This window comes from Bacillus litorisediminis (assembly GCF_022808645.1).
GTDB classification, from domain to species: Bacteria; Bacillota; Bacilli; order Bacillales; family JC228; genus Bacillus_BF; species Bacillus_BF litorisediminis.
The window spans coordinates 78,400-98,151 of record NZ_JAKZKT010000013.1; the positions used below are offsets into that span (position 1 = coordinate 78,400).

Genomic DNA, 19,752 nt, shown 5'->3' on the forward strand with positions numbered 1-19,752 from the left:
TATTCAGAGCAGTGAAAAGTGGTCGTACGGGATAAGGGAAACCCAGCAGGTGATAATCGCCGAGGAGACTCCCCGTACCGCCAGCGGAAAGCGAGTGCCTGTAACGGAAATCAACTGGTAAGTTTAACAGTGCCTAGGTAAAAGAAACACTCATGGCGGCACAATGGGTAGGCCGCCATGATCCTATTTATTAAATATGATTGGTTTAATAGAGCTTACATCAATACGTAAAACCTATTATTCAAAAATCCCAAATGCGCCATCCTGAATCGTAAGAACAATTGGATCCATGATGACATCGCCTTCTTCATCAAAAGAAATCGTACCAAGTACTCCCTCAAAATCTTTTGTTTCGGCTAAAGCATCACGCAATTTATCACGGTCCGCTTCACCTGCTTTTTTCAAAGCTTCTGCGATGATGTAAAGCCCATCATAAGCTTGTGCAGCAAATTGGTCCGGTTCCTTGCCATACTCCTCTTTATAGGCTGTAACGAACTCCTGGACTTTTTCATTATCATTACCCGTAAACCAAGGTGTAGCCACAATTAATCCGTTAGCAGCAGCGCCGGCAATCTCAATGACCTGCGGCGAGTTAAAGCCGTTGCCTCCTACAAAAGGAACATCAATACCGATGTCACGTGCCTGCTTCATAATAACGGCACCTTCGTTGTAGAGGGCAGAACATAAAATTAGATCAGGATTGAGATTTTTAATTTCAGTTAACTGCGCTTTATAGTCTGATTGACCCTTTTGGAAGGTTTGAGTGGTTACGATTTCAAGTCCCAAATCCTCCGCTGCTTTTTTCATAGAGTCATAGCCAGATTTCGTAAAGACATCATCATTTCCATACATGATGGCTACTTTCTTAACGCCATACTTTTCAACTGCTTTTTCTACAGACGCTGGAATCGCCAGTGATTCTGGGATCGAATCTCTGAAGACATAATCTCCGATTTGCGGAATTCCTTGTGCTGTCGTAGACGTTCCCATAATCGGAACCCCATTTTGGTCAGCCACAGGTCCAACTACTTCCATTTCGGTACTCAATGTCGGCCCAATAATCGCGGTTACATTTTCTGAGTTCATAAGCTTTTGAGCAGCAGAAAGGGCTTGATCGGGAGTACCTGCAGAATCTTCTATTACAAGCTCTATATGTACTTCTCCCTTTGCATTAATTTCCTTTTGCGCCAATTCTAGTGCAGAAGTAATAGCCTCACCATACGCTGCACCAGGACCAGTTATGTACGAAATAACACCAATTTTGGCTGATATTCCAGATTCGGATTCAGTACCTGTTTCTTGATTGCCGCCGCATCCAGCTAGTATGACGATTACACTAATTAGAACAATGAATCCCCTTACAAATCTCTTCATAGATTGCCTCCTGGTTTTAAAATCTTTAGAACTTTCAGATATTATGGAAAAATTATAATTCACTTGTCCATCCATTGCAAGGTCTTTTGGAGTATAGGGGTGTATATATATTCAAAAAGTTGTTTGGTTTACATGCTTCTGGGGTTATTTCAATATTATGCTGGTATTCTATTAACAAGAAAAGAACTTTAGAGGGTAAAGAAGGATCGTTTTAGAAGAAAATTGCAGAACAACATAATTTCCAGGAAGAATTGTTCAGTTTCAGGGAGATGGTAAAATTAGAAAATTAATACCTCTCCCCAACTGTTTCAAATTACAAGTGCAGTTACAAAAAATAGTACCGGCAACAGGCGATGTACTCCTGCATATAAGATGAAAACCTATCTTTTGATAATGGATTGCCTGACTTGCAAAAGCATCATTCACAAAATCTGATACTTTACATTCGTAGGCAAAATAGGCATCGGTTATTACAATGGTTTAATTATGCAGCATTAGTACTCTATTAACAGTACATTTTGCTCATTACCATAACCTTTTATCTGCACTATTATTTTCCCTTGGTTTTTTCCGCGTTACTACTATTGTCTGGTTTACCTGTTGACGAATTGCCAGCAACTGTAGTAAATCGGAAAATATCAGATTGTCTTGTTGCCCCGTACTCGTCTGTGATGCTCATATACCAATAATACGTTTCATTTGGTCGCAAGCCTGTCCACTTCGCGGCAGCTTTCTCACCAGACGATACTCCTTTATCAGTACCGATCAACTGGTCAGAATAGACATTTACACTGAAGTAATCTGTTGCAACACGTTTATTGATATCGATTAGTTGGTAATCTGCTGTAAAACTATCAACCCCTTCTTCATCAAAGAAGTTATAGTCATCTAGAATTGGAGAATAGGTGACAACATCCACCGTTTCATCAACAGGATTAAATGTCAGGTACCGGACATATCCATTTCCGCCATTCGGACCGCCTTGATAGTCAGCAAGCATTTCTAGAACTTTTCTCGTGGATCCATCCTGATTTGGAATTTCAGTAACACGAGTTGCTACACCATGATAATGGCCACCCACAACCATTTTTACATTTTCGTTCGGCACAATGATTTGGTCGAATACATTTTGTGACATATTTGACAGTGTTGCACTGTATTCTAAGTAGGCATGCATCACTAAAATAGCATTTCGATCAGAGTGCTTTTTCAGCGCTTCATTGGCCCATGCAATCGATTCTGGCGTATCTTCCAAGCCAAAGCCAAGGTAAAGAATAATGAAGTCATGACCGCCAAATGACATTAAATCATAGTGGTTCCGATTATTGTCCATTGAGCCGCCATACCATGGATTATCTTTGTATCGATGTTCCCCGACCCATTTATGGTAATAAGAGTAGTCAATTCCATCGATGATACTGTCATGGTTTCCAGCAAGCACACCGTATGGGACTCCGGCATCATCTAGTTTTTGCAGATTCCGGTCAGCTACCATCCATTGCTCATCACTGTTTGCAACATTAACGATATCCCCGGAATGAATCATATACTCAAACTTTCCATTATTATATTCGTCTACAATCCAATCACCTAAACCGTCCCAAATATAATGATAGCTTTCAGCATAATACTGAGTATCGGTTGCCCATAGAATGGTAAATGGATCATTTGCATTTTTTACTTCGTCCTGGACCATTGCCTGGATTTTGCCAGCTTTAATGAAATGTTCTTTATCTACTTCCGCAGTCAGAACCATATCGCTCTCATCCGCATCGCCTATGGCAGAATTCAATGCTACCCATTTTTCTTCTGCATAGTCCCATGCATAAAGGGTTACCTTACGATTCGGGAAGGTTTTCCCTTTCCAATAAAGCTCGACTGTATCTCCTGCTGATAGTTCTTCCTCTACTGTTACCTGAAATCGGTGATAGGGGAATCCCATTGTCGAATCATTAACTAGGTATTCACCATCTGAATAAGCTATTTTTGCCTGTTCGGCTTCAGACATTTCATTTTCACCAGCAGCTGGCTATTATCCTTGTCGTTCGGATATACCTCCGTAAAAAGAATCAAAAAGTCTGACTGTTTTGCAGGATCTTGGGGCTGTTCTGCTGGAACCTCTTCTTCAGCAGAAGCAATAATCTCTGCTTCAAACGTATCGGATTGAACAAAAGCCGTCCCATCACTTACGGTCATATAATAATGAATGGAGCTTCCGCTGATTTCTGCTCCTGGAATGGTATAAGAATAGTCGTCACCTTCAAGTGACATATCCGCTTCTTTATACTCTAAAGCAGAATCATTACGATAAAATAGATGAATAGTAAGAGGATCTTGATCCGCATCTTCAGCGGTTGCGGTTATAGTTAAATCTGAACCTTCTTGTACTGATTCAACAGGACTATGTATAATAACCGGTTCATGGTTAATCGCCGGAATGAGCTGTTCTTCACTCACAACCCCAGCTGTTGGTTCAGCTTTTTTCACAAAACTAGCCACTGTTAGGCCATTCTGTGTAGCTCTTGTGTGATAGCTTAAGCCGTCCCCAACATCCTCACTTGTATAATGAACATGGCTAATAATGTCTGCATTATTTTCTTTGTTTGTGATGTAAAACCCTCTGTCCGTATTATTCAGCCCATCTTGTCCGCGCAGCTTAAAGACAGGCACTTCCGCAGGAATATCATGATATTCCCTAAAATCTTCCTCTGTTACCTCTGCTGCTGCACCGGTAATGTTAGAGCTTGTCCGCTCTACCCATAATACAGCCGGACTATTTGCAGGAATAATAACGTCAAAATTGGCTGCATCATCTGCAGCAGTTACGGTTAAATCTTTACTATTAGATACATAATCATATCGGATTTTATACAGACTATTAAAATCTAAATCATTATTCGTAGTATTATAGATTTCCACGAACTCAAATAAATCATTTTCCCCTGCCCCATCTATATGGCTATTTGATTGGTCATTGGGATAAACTTCTGTAAAAATAACCGGCCTATTATTTTCTATGACATTCTGCTCAACGGAATCGCTAATTGCCTTTGTGGTATGTACAAATGGATTGAGTACGATTACCAGGCAAAGAATGATAGAAAGGATTCGTTTCATTCTCCTGCTCTCTCCCATCAATTTAAAAATTGTGCTACAGAAAATGACAAATTAAGTTGCAAATTTCCTTCAAATCCCCCTTTACTCTGGAATTTTCATCAAATTCTGCAATTAAATTCATTTTAATTTTCAAATATTAACGAATGATTACGATTTTGTTTAACTTTATTGAGCAGGTGTAAAGAGGGATTTACATAATGGTGTTTCCGAGGAAAATAGAGGCTCTGTGATAGTTTGAAAAGAAAAAAATCCAACTAGAGACCTAGTTGGATTTTTTGTCTAATATCCTTATCACTTACTCTTTATTCTTATATAGAAATAGAAGCCATTATCTGCCTGATACATCCAGTTCGGGTTCGTTATGAAAAATGCCAAGTTTATGTTACACCACTTCTGCTTCGTAATCCTTCCCTTCCTCCACAAACAGCAATCCAAGCCCATGATGTTCGCCTTCATAAAGCGCGCGCTGAGCAAATCGCATTTCGCCGTCAAAGTTTAGAACCTCGAGCTTACAATAAGCTCTGTTTTGCTGGAGGTAGTAGTAGAATTCCTCGGGTGTCCGCACAACATGTCCATTTACTTTAGTGACAACCTCCCCCACTTTAAGCCCTAACTTTTCCGCTGGAGAAAAAGGATGGATACTTAAAATCACAAGCCCCTGATTTCGGGAAGTGTATAGACTTGGCTTTGATTGGTCTTTCATTCGAATCCAAAGTGCAATCCCTTCTCTGCCCAGAATCGCTGCCCCAATGATAATATAGCTTACGAATAATCCATAATAGGTTAAAAAGCTCGCTGCTGTAATCACTACCCCTAACAGGAGGACGTATTTCCCTTCTAATCTAGTTCCTACATATGTAAGAAGCCCTTGGAACCGTCTTCGATAGCCAATTGGAATCGGAAGAATCAAAGGTGCTAACAAGTCTTGACCTATAGGGATGATTGGCCACCATTCCCATGGTACAGACAGCTCACCCGGAACGAACAAAATCAGAGGGAAAAACCACAACCGATCAACTTCATGCACACCTATCATCCGGCCCCTTTTACTTTTGACAAGCATGGGTGAAGTGAACGCATCGCCATTTTTCAAAATATAATACCCTTCAACCGCAATCAGCAATCCGAGCAGCAGCAAAAAGGAAAGAATTGTATTGGAATTCATTTCAATAGGAAACCCTAAAACAGGAATCTCCTCCATAAAGGATGGCAGAATGGATGCAATGATGAAAGCTCCTCCCAATACATAGGCAGGTGAAAGAAGCTGATATTGCAATGTAAAGGAAAGGAGGAAAAATAAAAGCCCGCCTAAGGTTAAAACACCGGGTGAAACGGTTACTCCTAAAACAACCGTTACAAGAGAAAGAGCAGCTCCCGTCAGGAGACTATATTTAAATGCCGTCCGGAGCTCCTTAAAGCCATCATAGACTCGGGCTTTAAACTGGGACCGCTCCCGCTTTACCCTCCGATAACCCATTAAAACTGCATAAAAGATTACATAATAGAAAATAGGAATTATAAAAAAGATACCCATTGCCTGTAAAGTTTCTACCATCCACTCACTAGTCACACAAATTCACCACCCTTGTAATCACCTTTCGATGCAAATCTATTACTCTCTATTGTAGCAAATTAATAGGGGAAAAAGAGGAAGTTTTTTAAATTTCAGGGAAAGAAATCAATATTTTATTTTGGATTAGGGGTGTGAAACAGAGGGACGGTTCTTCTGTTTCAGAAACAGAAGAACCGTCCCTCTGATTACGTAAATCTTTTTCAAAAAAAAGAGCTATTGATAATGAAATCAACAACCCCCTGACAAACCATGAATGATTGCCATATCTTCATATTCAAACCAGGGAAGGCTTTTTTTGCACAAGCTATTTCTATAATTCCCCAAGTTTTATCTGATTATTTTTTCGAACAGATCGTTTCTGCCAGATTATCGTTACGATTAGTGTCAGGACTAAGAAAATAAGCCCCATAACGAATGGATATATAATATTCATATCGTATAATATCCCAGCCAGAGTAGGTCCTAATACATTCCCTATACTCATGTAAGCATTATTCATACCCATGGCAAAGCCTTGTTCATGACCTGCCATTTTGGAAATTAGAGTATTTAAGACTGGCCGGAGAATGGATGTGGCAAGAAAAATTAAAAGAGTGATCCCAAAGAAAAATACATAAGTAGATGCAAATAGCGAGAAAAGAAAGCCTATTGTCGCTACTCCTAAAAAGATATTTAAGACAACTCCTTCTCCATAGCGGCTAACGATCCGATCAACAACAAATAACTGCACGATGACACTTACGATCCCCGTAGATGTGACCATAATCGCAATTTCCTGCGGAGTAGCCCCAAATTGATGATCAACGAATAGACCAAGAACCGATTCGTATGCCATTAAACCAAAACTCATAACAAGGGTGATAATGAGCGGAATAAAATAAGGCATACTCACATAACGGATCATTTTTCTAGCCATCGATTCTTCATCCTTAGGGAATTCCTTTATTTCCATCGTGCTGCTTTCTTTAAGAACTAAGACAGAAAATATCACGGAAACAAGGGATACTAGTGCAGATATCAATAATGGGGTCTTTAAGCCAAAATCAGCTAAAAAGCCGCCAATCCCTGGTCCAATCACAATTCCTAGTGACATGGCTGCCGATACGAGACTATTGCCTTTTGCACGTTGATCCAATGTTGTAATATCCGCAACATACGCAAAAATCGCCGGTACGAGCAACGCTGCTCCAATACCGCCAATAATACGTGAAACATAAAGCCACCAAATAGAACTGAAACCGTAAAAAACAAACATGGATAGCGTTAATCCTATTAATCCATAAATAATCATTTTTCTGCGTCCGTATTGATCCGCCCATTTTCCCGCAATTGGAGAAAAGATTAACTGCGCACCCGCAAATAGAGCAATCATTAGTCCTGCAGCTGTTCCGCCTTGATTAATGGACTCTAAATATGCCGGGCAAAATAGGGATAATAATACCAAAACTTCCTATGGCAATAAACATATTAATCATTAATATCGTTATCTTTTTACGTTGTTCTGCATTCATATTTGTAAACCTCAATTTCTATAGCATGAAAATCATTAATCGTCGTAAAATCGTGTAAATTATGTAAATTGTTTACTATTAATGATTGAAGAAGAAATAATCATATATTAATAACAACACAAGTGTCAATAGTCTAACGAAAGAATTTTGGCCATCATCGCATATATCAAAGACCTTTCTTCTGCTTTTTCAACGATTTTGGGGTTTCTTATCTCTTATCTTAAGGTCCCACCTCCTCCTTTGTCACCGATTTTTGACCATTTTTTGCTCGATTGCAACACTAGAACCGTCCCTCTGTTTCAAAAAAATAGAACGTGCCGCTAATTTAGCACGTTCTTTTATATAAAACTCCTATGGAGGAAGAACCTATTTTTCTTTTTTAGCAATGATTTCTATGGCGGTTTGGAGCTGAAGGTCATAGCGAGGGTCATTCATTTTTTCGATAACTGCTTTTTCCAAAGCTGCCGCTGTGATCGTATCGATAACCCCAGTCATTTTCATTCCTTTAATTTGCTGGAAGGCTTTAACGGCAATTTCAGTTTGATTGCTAAAGTATCCGTCCGTTCTGCCAGGTTCGAAGCCTAAGCTATCCAAAATAACCTGTGCATTCTTCACATTTTCATTGTTCATATCCCGCTTTAGCGGTTCTTCTAGCTGAATAGGATGGGTATAGTATACTTCCGATTGGCCAATCTCAACGTTAGGTTCAATGCCTTTGCCATGGATCCAGTTGCCATTTGGTGTTAACCATTTAAAGAGAGTCAGCTTAATATTGCTTCCATCCCCCATCGGCACGGCTTGCTGAACAGTCCCTTTGCCAAATGTTTTCTCACCAATGAGTGTATAACCTTCCACTTCTTTTAAGGCAGCGGCTAAAATTTCAGAAGCAGACGCACTTCCTTTATTAATTAACACAGCGACCGGATAATCCTTCGATTCTTTTTTGTTTGAGAAGTATTGCATCTGGTTGCCGCGGCGTTCCTCGATTTGAACATACGGCTTTGTATTGCTCACTAACTCTTTTAAAATATTTTCCACACTCGAAAGCAGCCCGCCTGGATTTCCTCTCACATCTATTAACAGACCGTCAATTCCTTTTTCCTCAAATGCCTTTAGCTCTTTAATAAAATCCTCATCCGTATTTTCCGAGAATGAGGTAATTTCAACATACCCAATCGTTTTTCCATTCTTTTCAAAGGTTTGGGTAAACACGGTTTCATTTGGAATCTCTGCCCGCTCAACCGGGATTTCAAGCGGTTTACTGAGTCCTTCCCGCTTAATCACGAGATTCACTACCGTCCCCTTTTCCCCTCTTATCATTTCGGTTACATCATACAGATCCATACCCGATACATTCTTCCCGTCAACCGAAATAATTTCGTCATTCGGCTTTAACCCGGCCTCTTCTGCAGGGGAATTTTTAAAAGGAGAAATAATATAAATCTTCCCTTCGATTTTACTAATCTCGGCTCCGATTCCTTCAAATTCAGATTCAAGTGTATTGGAAAACTGCTTGGTCGTTTCCTCGTCCATGTAAACCGAATAAGGATCCTCCAAAGCAGAAAGCATCCCCTGAATCGCTCCTTCTACCAGCTCTTCCTTTGGAACCTCCTCCACATAACCTGTCGAAATTAAATCAAAGGCACGCTGCACCTTTCGCAAACTGTCACTCAATATGTATGAATCCGATTGGTTGGGTTGGGCCTCTTCCTTTTCCTCTTCAAAAAAGGGATTCGCCCCCACTAAAAACCCACCCGTTCCTGTTACAATTGAACAGGACAATGTAATTGCCAGCCATTTTTTATTCTTCACTCGGGCTCCCCCTAACCTGCTTCATTCTGCCATGTAATCTGCCAACACGTAATAGTACAGGCATTTACTCCAATATATGTACAGGCTTTATAAATTATGAGACAAACCCCGAGATTAATTTCACAAGATTGGAACGGTTTTCTCGAAATCAGTTACTCGTTTTTTGGAGCTTGATACAGATTTTTAGAAACTGGACACCATTTTGCGGAACTCAGCACTCCTTTTTCCGAACTCGGCACCCCTTTTTCCGCACTCGGCACTCCTTTTTCCGAACTCAGCACCTCTTTTTCCGAACTCCGCACCCCTTTTTCCGAACTCAGTACCTCTTTTTCCGAACTCAGCACCCCTTTTTCCGAACTCAGCACCTCTTTTTCCGAACTCGGCACTCCTTTTTCCGAACTCAGCACCTCTTTTTCCGAACTCAGTACCTCTTTTTCCGAACTCAGCACTCCTTTTTCCGAACTCAGCACCTCTTTTTCCGAACTCAGCACCTCTTTTTCCGAACTCAGTACCCCTTTTTCCGAACTCGGCACCCCTTTTTTCCGAACTCGGCACCTCTTTTTCCGAACTCGGCACCTGATATAACAAAAAACAATAAAAATAGCTCTCCCCTCTAAAATAGGAAAGAGCATATTTTATAAAAGCCGGCTATAACCATTACCCGACTTCCTCTTTAACCGTTTTTTCTTCAAGCGCCCGTTTAATATGCGGTCCCCATTTGTCGAATTCGACTAAAAATCCGTCATGGCCGAAGACGGTATCGACCTCGAAAAAGTGGCCAACCGGGACTGTTGCAGCGAACTCGGCGATTCTGGATGTCTCGTATAACAGATCCCCTTTAAAGCCGAGGGCGAGGACTTTTGCTTGAATTTGCCGGGAAGCTTTCTCCCAGCCGCCTCGTCCCCTGCCAATATCATGGCTGTTCATCGCATGCAATAATCTCAAATAACTATTCGCATCAAACCGTTGCCGTAATTTTTTCCCTTGATAGATTAAATATGAATCGATTTGATACAAAGTTGGGGAGCCCTCCTCTCTAACTTCGCGCTCGAACCGCTTGGAAAAAAGCTGCGGGGTTCGGTATGTGATCATACCAGCCATCCTCGCAATCTCTAATCCTTTAAGTTCAGCATTTGGATCATAAAAACCATCATTCCAGTTCGGATCATTTTGAATCGCTTCGATCGCAATTCTATTAAATGCCATTCCATAGTCACTTAGTTCCGGAGTAGAAGCTAAGACAATAAGGTGATTTATGAATGTCGGATATAAGAGTCCCCATTCCTGCACCTGCATGCCCCCGAGTGAGCCCCCGGCAACGGCGTGAAGTGAGCGAATCTTTAAAAGTTCCAATGCCCTTTTTTGAACCCGGACTAAGTCACGGATGGTTGGGTACGGGAAGCTGCCGCGGTATGGCTCCCCTGTATGTGGATTAGTACTCGTTGGACCCGTGGTTCCATTACATCCTCCCAGCACATTAAAAGTAATGACCTGAAATTCGTTTGTATCGATATAACCGCCAGGACCAATCAGTCCGCTCCACCAGCCTGGATTCTCGTTGGTACCGACAGCAAAATGATTCCCTGTCAGGGCATGGCATACAAGAACCGCAGGGCCATTAAAATTTCCAGCCCTCTCATAGGCGACCTCTACTGCTGATAAACAGTCACCTGATTCAAGGATAATGTCCCCAATCTGAACAGTATTGGTTTTATATTGGTAATTCAGCCTAGATGTCAAAGGCCTCAACTCTTTCATCTGAGTTTTTGAAAGGAGTGCAAAAACAGATCACGTCTAACCATGTATCACTATTTCCGTCCGTCACTGTCATTCCTCGCGATCAGCCGCAACTTCTACTTCGGAAGACTTGCCTGTTGCTACGAAGATAGCCCGATCTAAATCATGAATAATATCTTGGATGGATTCAATTCCAACGGAAAGACGAATCAACTCTTCCGTAACTCCGGTTAACTTTAATTCATCTGGGCTCAGCTGTTGATGAGTAGTAGATGCAGGGTGAATAATCAGTGATTTCGCATCGCCGACATTGGCAACATGAGACCAGAGCTGCACATTATCAATCACTTTTCGGCCAGCTTCTCTGCCGCCTTTAATACCAAAATTCACAATCGAGCCGAAGCCTGTTCTGAAATATTTTTTGGCGACTTCATGGGAAGGGTGCTGCTCTAATCCAGGATAGGAAACCCATTCAACTGCTGGATGATTCTGCAGATACTGAGCTAGCTTTAAAGCATTTTCTGCATGACGCTCGATGCGTAAATGTAAGGTTTCAAGTCCTTGAAGGAATAAAAAGGCATTTTGCGGGCTTAAGCAAGCACCTATATCACGTAACAATTGGACTCTAAGTTTAACAGCAAACCCTACATTGCCGACATCCGTAGCAAAACGAAGCCCATGGTAGCTTCTGTCAGGCTCAGTGAACCCAGGGAATTTCTCTGAATTCCAATCAAATGTACCGCCATCAACGATGACTCCGCCGATTGAAGTTCCATGGCCGCCAATCCATTTGGTCGCAGAGTGAACAACGATGTCGGCTCCCCATTTAATAGGCTGACAAGCGATTGGGGATGCAAAAGTGTTATCAACGATTAATGGAATTCCATTTTCATGCGCTACAGCCGCTACTTTTTCAACATCAAGGACATGTAAGCTTGGGTTGCCGATAATTTCTGCAAAGACGGCTTTTGTTTTATCAGTAATTGCAGCCCGGAAATTTTCAGGGTCTTTTGGATCTACGAATTTAACATTGATTCCATATTTAGGAAGAGTGATTGAAAAGAGGTTAAAGGTACCGCCATAAAGATCAGATGAAGCGACAATCTCATCTCCCGCTTGAGCAATATTGAGGATGGCAAAGGCGATGGCAGCCGCTCCAGAAGAAGTGGCAACTGCTGCAGCCCCGCCTTCAAGCAACGCAATTCTTTTTTCAAAAACATCCACCGTTGGATTCATAATCCTTGTATAGATATTTCCTTGCTCCGCAAGTGCAAATAAATTTTGGGCATGCTCTGTGTTTTTAAAAACGTAGGAAGTAGTTTGATAAATCGGAACTGCTCGTGATCCAGTGGCTGGATCTGGCTCTTGTCCTCCGTGCAATAGTAATGTTTCCGGCTGATAGTTCTCGAATTCATGAGTCATTTTTATTTCCTCCTTGTTAATTATTCCGATATGAAAACTAGGTAAACTTCCTACAGAGCGGACGGTCTTTTTATTTGTGTTTTTTTGAAAGGGGGAACACATCAAAAGAATAGAATGAAGAGGAATTAAAAAACCCTCTTCATAAGAAGAGGGATTGTAGCTTGAGTCCTCCTCTTATCTTTCAGATCCGCTTTGATCTGTAGGAAGTAGCACCTTATCAAACCGATTGTTTGATGGTTGCCGGGCTTCATCGGGCCTAGTCCCTCCGCCGCTCTGGATAAGAGATATTCAATTTAGCTGAAGTATGAACTTGTTGTTCGTTTGAACTGAATTATAGAGTAAAAGGTTTCACATCGTCAAGTGCTTTTCTGTAAATTTTTATTTTTCAGCTAATTTCATAGCTTGCTGAAACGCACTCGCTATGTCTGAAAAATCTTCTATACCAACAGATATACGCACTAAGTGTGTCGTTATTCCTAATTTTTGCTGAATAGCTTCCGGAAGTGCCCGATGCGACGTTGCAATTGGATAAGAAACCGTAGTCTCCACCCCAGCCAGTGAAGGGACAATAGCAACCCAAGAAAGATTAGAAAAGAATGCACTCATATCAATCTCAGGCTTTAATTGAACGGAAACAATCGCCCCATTTCCTTTTACCGAAACGTTTTTTGGATAAAATACTTTCTCAACAGCTGGATGTTCCTGTAAAAAAGATGCGAGTTTCTCCGCATTCTCGCATTGCTGCCTCATTCGGAGAGCCATTGTTTTTAGTCCTCGGCAAGCAAGCCATGCTTCAAATGGACTTACATTTGCACCCCAGGTCACAATTTTCTCCTTTGCCAGGCTGACCCATTTTTTACTGCCAACCACTACCCCAGCTGTCACGTCACTATGCCCGCCAATGTACTTCGTGGCTGAATGAATCACAATATCAATCCCTTGTTCAAGTGGCCTAAGTAAATATGGAGTCGCAAACGTATTATCAACCATTGTCGTTAGATTATGTTTTTTCGCTATCGCTACCATAGTTTCGAGTGATTCAGTCCTCAAAAAAGGATTGGTTATCGTTTCTGAATAAAGAAGCTTGGTAACGGGAGCAATCGCCGCTTCTATACGTTCTGGCTGCGAAAAATTGACGAAAGTCACGCTGATGCCGATTTGCTCAAGCTGCTGCTCAAGGAAATGATAGGTCCCGCCATAAACATCTTCACTCGCGACAATATGATCCCCATGTTTACAAACAGCCAAAATCCCAGCCATGATCGCAGATAAACCAGATGAAGAAGCAACTCCCGCTTCAGCATTTTCTAGCAGAGCCACTGCTTGTCCCAGTTCATCAGGATTCGGATTGCCGTTTCTTGTATATAAATATGGAAGCTCGCCCGTATAATGCGACTCTAGCTCTTCCAGCGTTTTAAAAGAAAATACAGATGTCTGATAGATGGGCGTCGTTTTGCTTCTGTTGATTGTTTCTTGATCTATCGAAAAATGGACCGCTTTGGTTTCAAATGATTGAGCCACCGGAAAAACTCCTTTCAATGTAAATCCTTTATCGCACGGCAGGATTGAGTTCATTGTACATCTAATTCGGTAACAATGACATAGTTTTTATAAAATATAATAAAGCATTTTTAATAATAAATAGCTGGTTATAATTGATTTCGGGTATTACGTCCAAGATTTCGTCATTTTTGTTGCCAGATTCGGGTATTACTCCTGAGTTTGGTGCCATCCGATCCCTTGCAATAAACAAAAAAACCCGGGCATCCCACTTGCCCGGGTTTTTAACACTTCCTATCATTCTATTAAATTAGAATGAGAGATACTTTCTTGGGTTGACGGCGTTTGTCTTGTTGGCATTCCATGGTCCTTCGTGGATTTCGAAGTGCAGATGCTGACCATAAGACATTCCTGTGTTACCCATTACACCGATTTGCTGTCCTCTTGTGACAACTTCACCTTCGCCTACGCTCCGGCTGTTTAAATGGGCATAAACGGTTGTGAAGATTTGCCCGTTAATGGAATGGCTGATAAAAATAGCATTTCCATAGCTTGGCGAGTAATAAGAGCGGATTACCACACCATCTGCAGCAGCAACGACTGGCACATGGCCACCTTTTGCGATATCTAAACCGTAGTGGAAGTCGCCCCATCTAGGTCCAAACTCAGATGATACATATCCGGCAGCAGGAACCATAAAGGTTCCGCCGGTGTCAGCTGGATAAGATCCGCCACCGGACTGTTGAGCCGCTTTTCTTTGTCTCTCTAATTCAGCTAATCTTGCCTTTTCGAGTTCAATAGCTTTAGCCATCGTCGCTTCTTGAGCTGCAAGCAATTCTTCTTGCTCTTTCAAATCCATAACTTCATTTTCGATATTGGCTTGCTGCTTACGAAGCTCTTCCATCAAAGCATCTTTTTCTTTACGCTGCGCATCTAAAGTAGCCTTCATTTTTTCCAATTCCTGACGGAGTGTTTCTAACTTTGCCAGCTCTTCTTCTTGTTGTTTTTGCAGCTTTTCCAATTTCGCCAGGTCTTCTTCTTGCTCTTTAATTAACTGCTTGTCCGCATCCATAATCGTAGAAACCGCACTAACACGGCTAATAAATTCCCCAAAGCTATTGGCACCAAGTAAAACATCTAAGTAACTAAGAGATCCGCCTGAACGCTGGAATGCACGTGCACGCTCTTTTAATAATTCGTTTCTCTTTTCAATCGTTTCGGTTAATTCTCGGATTTCTGCTTGAAGAATAGAAATCTCCTCTTTTTTTCTATTAATCTCTTGATCTTTTTCATGTATCTGTGTATTAGTTTCAGCAATCTTTGTATCGAGCTCTTCAACTTCCTGCTTTAACTTGTCTTGCTGTGCCTGTAAACTGCTGATTTCCGCATTCTTTTCTTCGATTTCGCTGCTGACTCCTGAACGTTCTTTACTAATCGCATTTTTTTTATTTTCTAAATCATTTATCGTATTAGCCTCTGCTACGCTATATGTAAGCGTTCCTACTAATAGAAAAAACGCTGTAACAATCGAAATCGTGCTTTTTTTCAAAAGTATTCCCTGCCTTTCTTTTATCATAGACTAAAAGTGAGATATGTATCGGGAGCTGAGTGAATGGGATCAGCTCCGGTTTTTCTATTTATTAAGCTTTTAAAAACTTCCGAATCGACATGGTACTTCCCCAGATACCAATCAGTGCGCCTAACAGGATCAGCAGCCCTGACAGCTGATAGATAAATGGAGTATAGTCCAAGATTCGTATAAAAGTAGATTCTAGCTGAGGTGACAGGTAGTCATACACTTTTTTATAAAGAATCGCGATTAAGGTAATCGGGATAAATGAACCTAGTACTCCCAGCCACATTCCTTCAAGGAAAAACGGCCATCTGATAAAGCCATTTGTAGCCCCAACCAATCGCATGATTTCAATTTCCTTGCTTCTGGCCAAAATCGTAATTTTAATCGTATTTGAAATAAGGAACATCGCTGTGAACAGCAGGCCGACAATTAAAACAAGTCCAACGTTGCGGCCAATTTCAAGGATATCAAATAATTTATCTATTTTGCCAGCCCCGTACTCAGTCTCGCTTACATGCTGCATCACGTTAATTTGATTGGCGACAGCCTTTGTATTTCTTGGGTCTGATGCTTTGACAATGTATTTATTGTGCAGCGGATTTTCTTGCTGCCATAGTGCGAAGAGCTCCCCTTCATCACCCATGCTTTCTGCAAACGCAGCCAGCTCTTGGTCTTTAGAAGAAAAAGTAACTTCCTCCACACCGTTTAACGCTTTTATTTGTTCGCCTAATTGCTCTACCGCTGCTTGGTCAGCTGTCAGATCAATATAAACATGGATTTCAACATCTTCTTCCAATGATGTTGCAACCTCATTTAAATTCATCATAATCAGAAAAAATACACCAACTAAAAGCAAAGTCACAGTTACGGCACTGACTGAGGCGAATGTCATCCAACCGTTGCGTCCTAAACTCTTGATGCTCTCACGCATATGTCTTAGAAGAGTTCTAGCTTTCATAGCCATAATCTCCTCTCTCTTCATCGCGCACAATCTGTCCGTTTTCTACGGCAATAACACGATGTTTTAAGGTGTTTACAATCTCTTTGTTGTGAGTAGCCATGACCACCGTAGTACCACGGTTATTAATTTCCTCAAAGATTCTCATAATGTCCCAGCTTGTCTCAGGATCCAGGTTACCTGTGGGCTCGTCCGCTATGACAACCTTTGGCGAGTTTACAATCGAACGTGCAATCGAAATTCGCTGCTGCTCTCCTCCTGAAAGCTCAGATGGAAGCATTCTTGCTTTATGCTTTAAGCTCACTAAATCGAGAACCTCCATAACCCTTCTGCGGATTTGTTTTGGCGTTTCCTCGATTGCCTCCAGCGCAAAAGCAACATTTTCATAGACAGTTAGTTTCGGCAAAAGCTTAAAATCCTGAAAAACAACGCCTAAGTTTCTTCTAAAAATCGGTACCCGACTGTTGCGAAGAGTTGATAGATTCGTATTATTAACGATAATCACTCCGCTTGTCGGTTTTTCTTCACGATACATCATTTTAATAAACGTAGATTTACCAGCACCGCTGGGACCTACGACATATACAAATTCACCTTTTTCAATCTTGACGTTAATGCCATTTGCGGCCAAAACGCCGTTTTTATATTTTTTATAAACATCTTTCATTTCTATCATGAAATAACCACCCAAATGTTGTGTACTCTGAATTCCAAATCAATTGTACTATAATCCGACAAACTATATATACATGTTTTGACAATTTCGCTTAAAAAAGGGATATATTTTACCCTATTTTTGGGGTCCAGAAACATTATAACACTCGAAATGTCAAAAAAAACGAAAAAAATTATTACATTTTGATTTCATTCTAGTTCAAATTCACTAGATTTCTTATTTTACCAGAGTTGAAATTTGTCGATAACTGGAAAACGGCAGCTTTTAGTCCTATTTTTTCCATGATTGGCAATAGGGCTTTGGCTCGGAATTTGTAAAATCAGGTCTGTTGCTCAATGATCGGTTCAAATGACTAGAGTCTTATTTCCTAAAATTAGCAATAAAAACAGGACCCTATAAAAGAGTCCTTGACTTCGGGATTATTTTAATGTTGAAAGCCATTCAGCTACAGTCGCAGCTTCATCCCCTTGGATTAACCCGCCAGGCATATTGGTTCCTTTACCCTCTAAAATGATTTCTTCAATTTCGGCTTGCGAGTATTTCGAACCTACTTTCTCTAAAGATGGACCACCGGCTCCTTGTAAATTTTGACCGTGACATTGGAGACAATTTTGTTCATAAATAGGTCTTGCCTCTGCCTCAATGGCGCTAGGCTCAGCCCCATTTTCCTGTGTTTCTTCTTCCTCTCCCCCGCCGCAGGCTGATAAAGCGAGCAGTATGGTCGGGATGAGGAAAGCCATCCATTTTTTAGACAACGAAGATCCCTCCATTTGATTGAAAAATTAATTCCGCTTAAATCCTTCGCCTAAAACCTCAGATGCATCCATCACGACAACAAACGCATGTGCATCAATACTTTTAACAATGTCCTTTAATTTTTGAAATTCTGTCTGATCCACAACGCACATTAGGACAGATTTGGCATAATCGGTATAACCGCCATATGCTTGTAGTTTTGTCACACCACGCGGAATTTTATGCAAAACCGCTTCCCGAATCTGTTGCTCATAATCGGTAATGATAAGGGCCATTTTCGAACGCTTCCAACCCGTTTGCACGACATCTATCGTCTTACTCGTTGCATATAAACCAATCAAAGCATAAAGACCGCCTTCAATATCAAACACAATAGCCGCTGATAAAACAATCAGCCCGTCAATAATCGCTACACAAGTTCCCAGACTCAAACCTGCATATTTATGTAAAATTTGTGCCGCTAAATCAGTTCCTCCTGTCGAAGCATGCCCACGAAACACAATCCCGAGACCTAAACCTACCCCCATTCCGCCAAACAAAGCGCCAAGCAGCGGATTCAGCGTGAAAGGCTCCCAGTCATTCGTCAGGAATACCACCAGCGGCAAAAATAACGTCCCGGCCAGTGTCTTATATCCATATTGAAACCCTAATAAAAGCACACCCGCTATAAACAAAGGAATATTTAAAGCCCATTGGACAAAAGCCGGCTCCCAACCGAACAAAGCATCCAGTATCGTACTAATCCCACTCACTCCACCAGATGCCACCCGATTTGGCAGCAGCAGTACGTTAAAAGAAATCGCAACAACGGCAGATCCCAAAAGCACCAGCACATATTCAGTTAGCTTTTGGACCGTCGAGTTACTCTGATTCATTGTGTATTCTCCTTTATCGCCATACTCCTATTTTTCGATGAAACCTAGGAGATTATAACAGGGGATGAAAATAGTGTGAATAGGTTTTGGTGAATTTAGGCCGAACCTCTTAATAAAGGTCAGCGGCATTGTATTTTTTGACGATATGGCAATGTTTTTTGATTTTTGGCCAATTTTCTAGCCTATTTTCGGTTTATAACCAAACTCAGAGTCATTTAATCGAACTCACAGTTATTTGAACGAACTCAGAGGGTGGTTTACCGAACTCAGTAATCATTTCACCAAACTTAGAACCGTTATAACGAACTCAGAAGTGGTGTTACCGAATTCAGAACAAATTAACCGGACTTAGTAATTGCTTTACCGAACTCAGACCAGTTTATCAGAACTCTGCACCTGTTATCAGGGACTTCGTAACCCTTATTCCGGACTCAGCATCCCTTTATCCCAGACTTTGTACCCTTTATTTCGGATTCTCCAGCCTTTATTCAGGACTCAGCAACCCTTATTGGACTCAGCTCCCTTTATCCCGGACTTTGCACCCTTTATTTCGGATTCTCCAGCCTTTATTCCGGATCTCCAGCGTTTATTCCGGACTCAGCAACCCTTATTCCGGATTCACCAGCCTTTATTCCGGACTCAGCACCCCTTCTCGGAACTCACCCCCCTTTTCCAGTCAATGAACCCCTTATTTGGGACTCAACAATCATCTATGCTTCTCAGAGATCTTTTCCCCACATTAAGAAAAACCGGGCAAAAACCGCCCGGTCCTTTTTTGTTTAGCGTATGTCTGATATTTTGTACTCTATCCCTTGTACTCCTTTATAATACTCAGGGTACATTTCTCCTCCACATTTTTCACATG

14 protein-coding genes, 1 pseudogene and 1 riboswitch are annotated in these 19,752 nt (G+C 41.3%); all 15 genes and pseudogenes read right to left on the bottom strand.

Going from position 1 to position 19,752, the window contains the following annotated elements:
* Window positions 1-237 precede the first annotated feature (237 nt).
* A complete protein-coding gene (locus tag MLE14_RS09010) occupies window positions 238-1,374 on the bottom strand; it encodes an ABC transporter substrate-binding protein (protein WP_243298032.1) in 1,137 nt (378 codons plus the stop codon).
* A 550-nt stretch (window positions 1,375-1,924) separates the two neighbouring features.
* Window positions 1,925-3,382: a metallophosphoesterase gene (locus MLE14_RS09015; RefSeq protein WP_243298033.1), complete on the bottom strand. Its 1,458-nt coding sequence runs from the start codon at window positions 3,380-3,382 to the stop codon at window positions 1,925-1,927.
* The gene (locus MLE14_RS09020; protein ID WP_243298034.1) at window positions 3,355-4,491 is read right to left on the bottom strand and encodes a lamin tail domain-containing protein; all 1,137 of its coding nucleotides are present in this window, start codon (window positions 4,489-4,491) and stop codon (window positions 3,355-3,357) included. Before MLE14_RS09020 ends, MLE14_RS09015 begins: the two co-directional genes overlap by 28 nt.
* Before the next feature lie 382 nt (window positions 4,492-4,873).
* Entirely contained in the window at window positions 4,874-6,061 is a 1,188-nt protein-coding gene (locus MLE14_RS22610) for a PDZ domain-containing protein (protein WP_243298035.1), read from the bottom strand.
* A gap of 313 nt (window positions 6,062-6,374) precedes the next feature.
* A pseudogene (locus MLE14_RS09030) lies at window positions 6,375-7,575 on the bottom strand (MFS transporter).
* A gap of 366 nt (window positions 7,576-7,941) precedes the next feature.
* The gene (locus tag MLE14_RS09035) at window positions 7,942-9,387 is read right to left on the bottom strand and encodes a S41 family peptidase (RefSeq protein ID WP_243298036.1); all 1,446 of its coding nucleotides are present in this window, start codon (window positions 9,385-9,387) and stop codon (window positions 7,942-7,944) included.
* A 183-nt stretch (window positions 9,388-9,570) separates the two neighbouring features.
* Window positions 9,571-9,942: a hypothetical protein gene (locus MLE14_RS09040; RefSeq protein WP_243298037.1), complete on the bottom strand. Its 372-nt coding sequence runs from the start codon at window positions 9,940-9,942 to the stop codon at window positions 9,571-9,573.
* A 102-nt stretch (window positions 9,943-10,044) separates the two neighbouring features.
* Complete coding sequence (metX, locus tag MLE14_RS09045) at window positions 10,045-11,127, bottom strand: homoserine O-acetyltransferase MetX (RefSeq protein ID WP_243298038.1); 1,083 nt, start codon at window positions 11,125-11,127, stop codon at window positions 10,045-10,047.
* An 87-nt stretch (window positions 11,128-11,214) separates the two neighbouring features.
* Window positions 11,215-12,546, bottom strand: coding sequence for a homocysteine synthase (locus MLE14_RS09050; protein ID WP_243298039.1), 1,332 nt, complete (start codon window positions 12,544-12,546; stop codon window positions 11,215-11,217).
* 171 nt (window positions 12,547-12,717) lie between these two features.
* Window positions 12,718-12,830, bottom strand: a riboswitch (SAM riboswitch).
* A gap of 94 nt (window positions 12,831-12,924) precedes the next feature.
* Complete coding sequence (locus MLE14_RS09055) at window positions 12,925-14,067, bottom strand: trans-sulfuration enzyme family protein (RefSeq protein WP_243298040.1); 1,143 nt, start codon at window positions 14,065-14,067, stop codon at window positions 12,925-12,927.
* Between the two features lie 289 nt (window positions 14,068-14,356).
* Window positions 14,357-15,595 carry a murein hydrolase activator EnvC family protein gene (locus MLE14_RS09060; RefSeq protein ID WP_243298041.1) on the bottom strand — a complete coding sequence of 413 codons (1,239 nt, stop codon included), beginning with the start codon at window positions 15,593-15,595 and terminating at the stop codon, window positions 14,357-14,359.
* A gap of 91 nt (window positions 15,596-15,686) precedes the next feature.
* Window positions 15,687-16,580 carry a permease-like cell division protein FtsX gene (gene ftsX / locus MLE14_RS09065; protein WP_243298042.1) on the bottom strand — a complete coding sequence of 298 codons (894 nt, stop codon included), beginning with the start codon at window positions 16,578-16,580 and terminating at the stop codon, window positions 15,687-15,689.
* Entirely contained in the window at window positions 16,570-17,256 is a 687-nt protein-coding gene (ftsE, locus tag MLE14_RS09070; RefSeq protein ID WP_243298043.1) for a cell division ATP-binding protein FtsE, read from the bottom strand. The genes ftsX and ftsE overlap by 11 nt, the downstream gene beginning before the upstream one ends.
* A 419-nt stretch (window positions 17,257-17,675) precedes the next feature.
* The gene (gene cccB / locus MLE14_RS09075) at window positions 17,676-18,011 is read right to left on the bottom strand and encodes a cytochrome c551 (protein ID WP_313897645.1); all 336 of its coding nucleotides are present in this window, start codon (window positions 18,009-18,011) and stop codon (window positions 17,676-17,678) included.
* 27 nt (window positions 18,012-18,038) lie between these two features.
* Entirely contained in the window at window positions 18,039-18,887 is an 849-nt protein-coding gene (locus tag MLE14_RS09080) for a YitT family protein (RefSeq protein ID WP_243298044.1), read from the bottom strand.
* Window positions 18,888-19,752: the final 865 nt, after the last annotated feature.

What these genes read in the sequence shown, in the direction of transcription:
- MLE14_RS09015 (WP_243298033.1), bottom strand. Translation starts at nt 3,382, where the DNA reads ATGTCTGAAGCCGAACAGGCAAAAATAGCTTATTCAGATGGTGAATAC.
- MLE14_RS09050 (WP_243298039.1), bottom strand. Translation starts at nt 12,546, where the DNA reads ATGACTCATGAATTCGAGAACTATCAGCCGGAAACATTACTATTGCAC.
- MLE14_RS09080 (WP_243298044.1), bottom strand. Translation starts at nt 18,887, where the DNA reads ATGAATCAGAGTAACTCGACGGTCCAAAAGCTAACTGAATATGTGCTG.
- MLE14_RS09010 (WP_243298032.1), bottom strand. Translation starts at nt 1,374, where the DNA reads ATGAAGAGATTTGTAAGGGGATTCATTGTTCTAATTAGTGTAATCGTC.
- ftsE (WP_243298043.1), bottom strand. Translation starts at nt 17,256, where the DNA reads ATGATAGAAATGAAAGATGTTTATAAAAAATATAAAAACGGCGTTTTG.
- MLE14_RS09020 (WP_243298034.1), bottom strand. Translation starts at nt 4,491, where the DNA reads ATGAAACGAATCCTTTCTATCATTCTTTGCCTGGTAATCGTACTCAAT.
- ftsX (WP_243298042.1), bottom strand. Translation starts at nt 16,580, where the DNA reads ATGAAAGCTAGAACTCTTCTAAGACATATGCGTGAGAGCATCAAGAGT.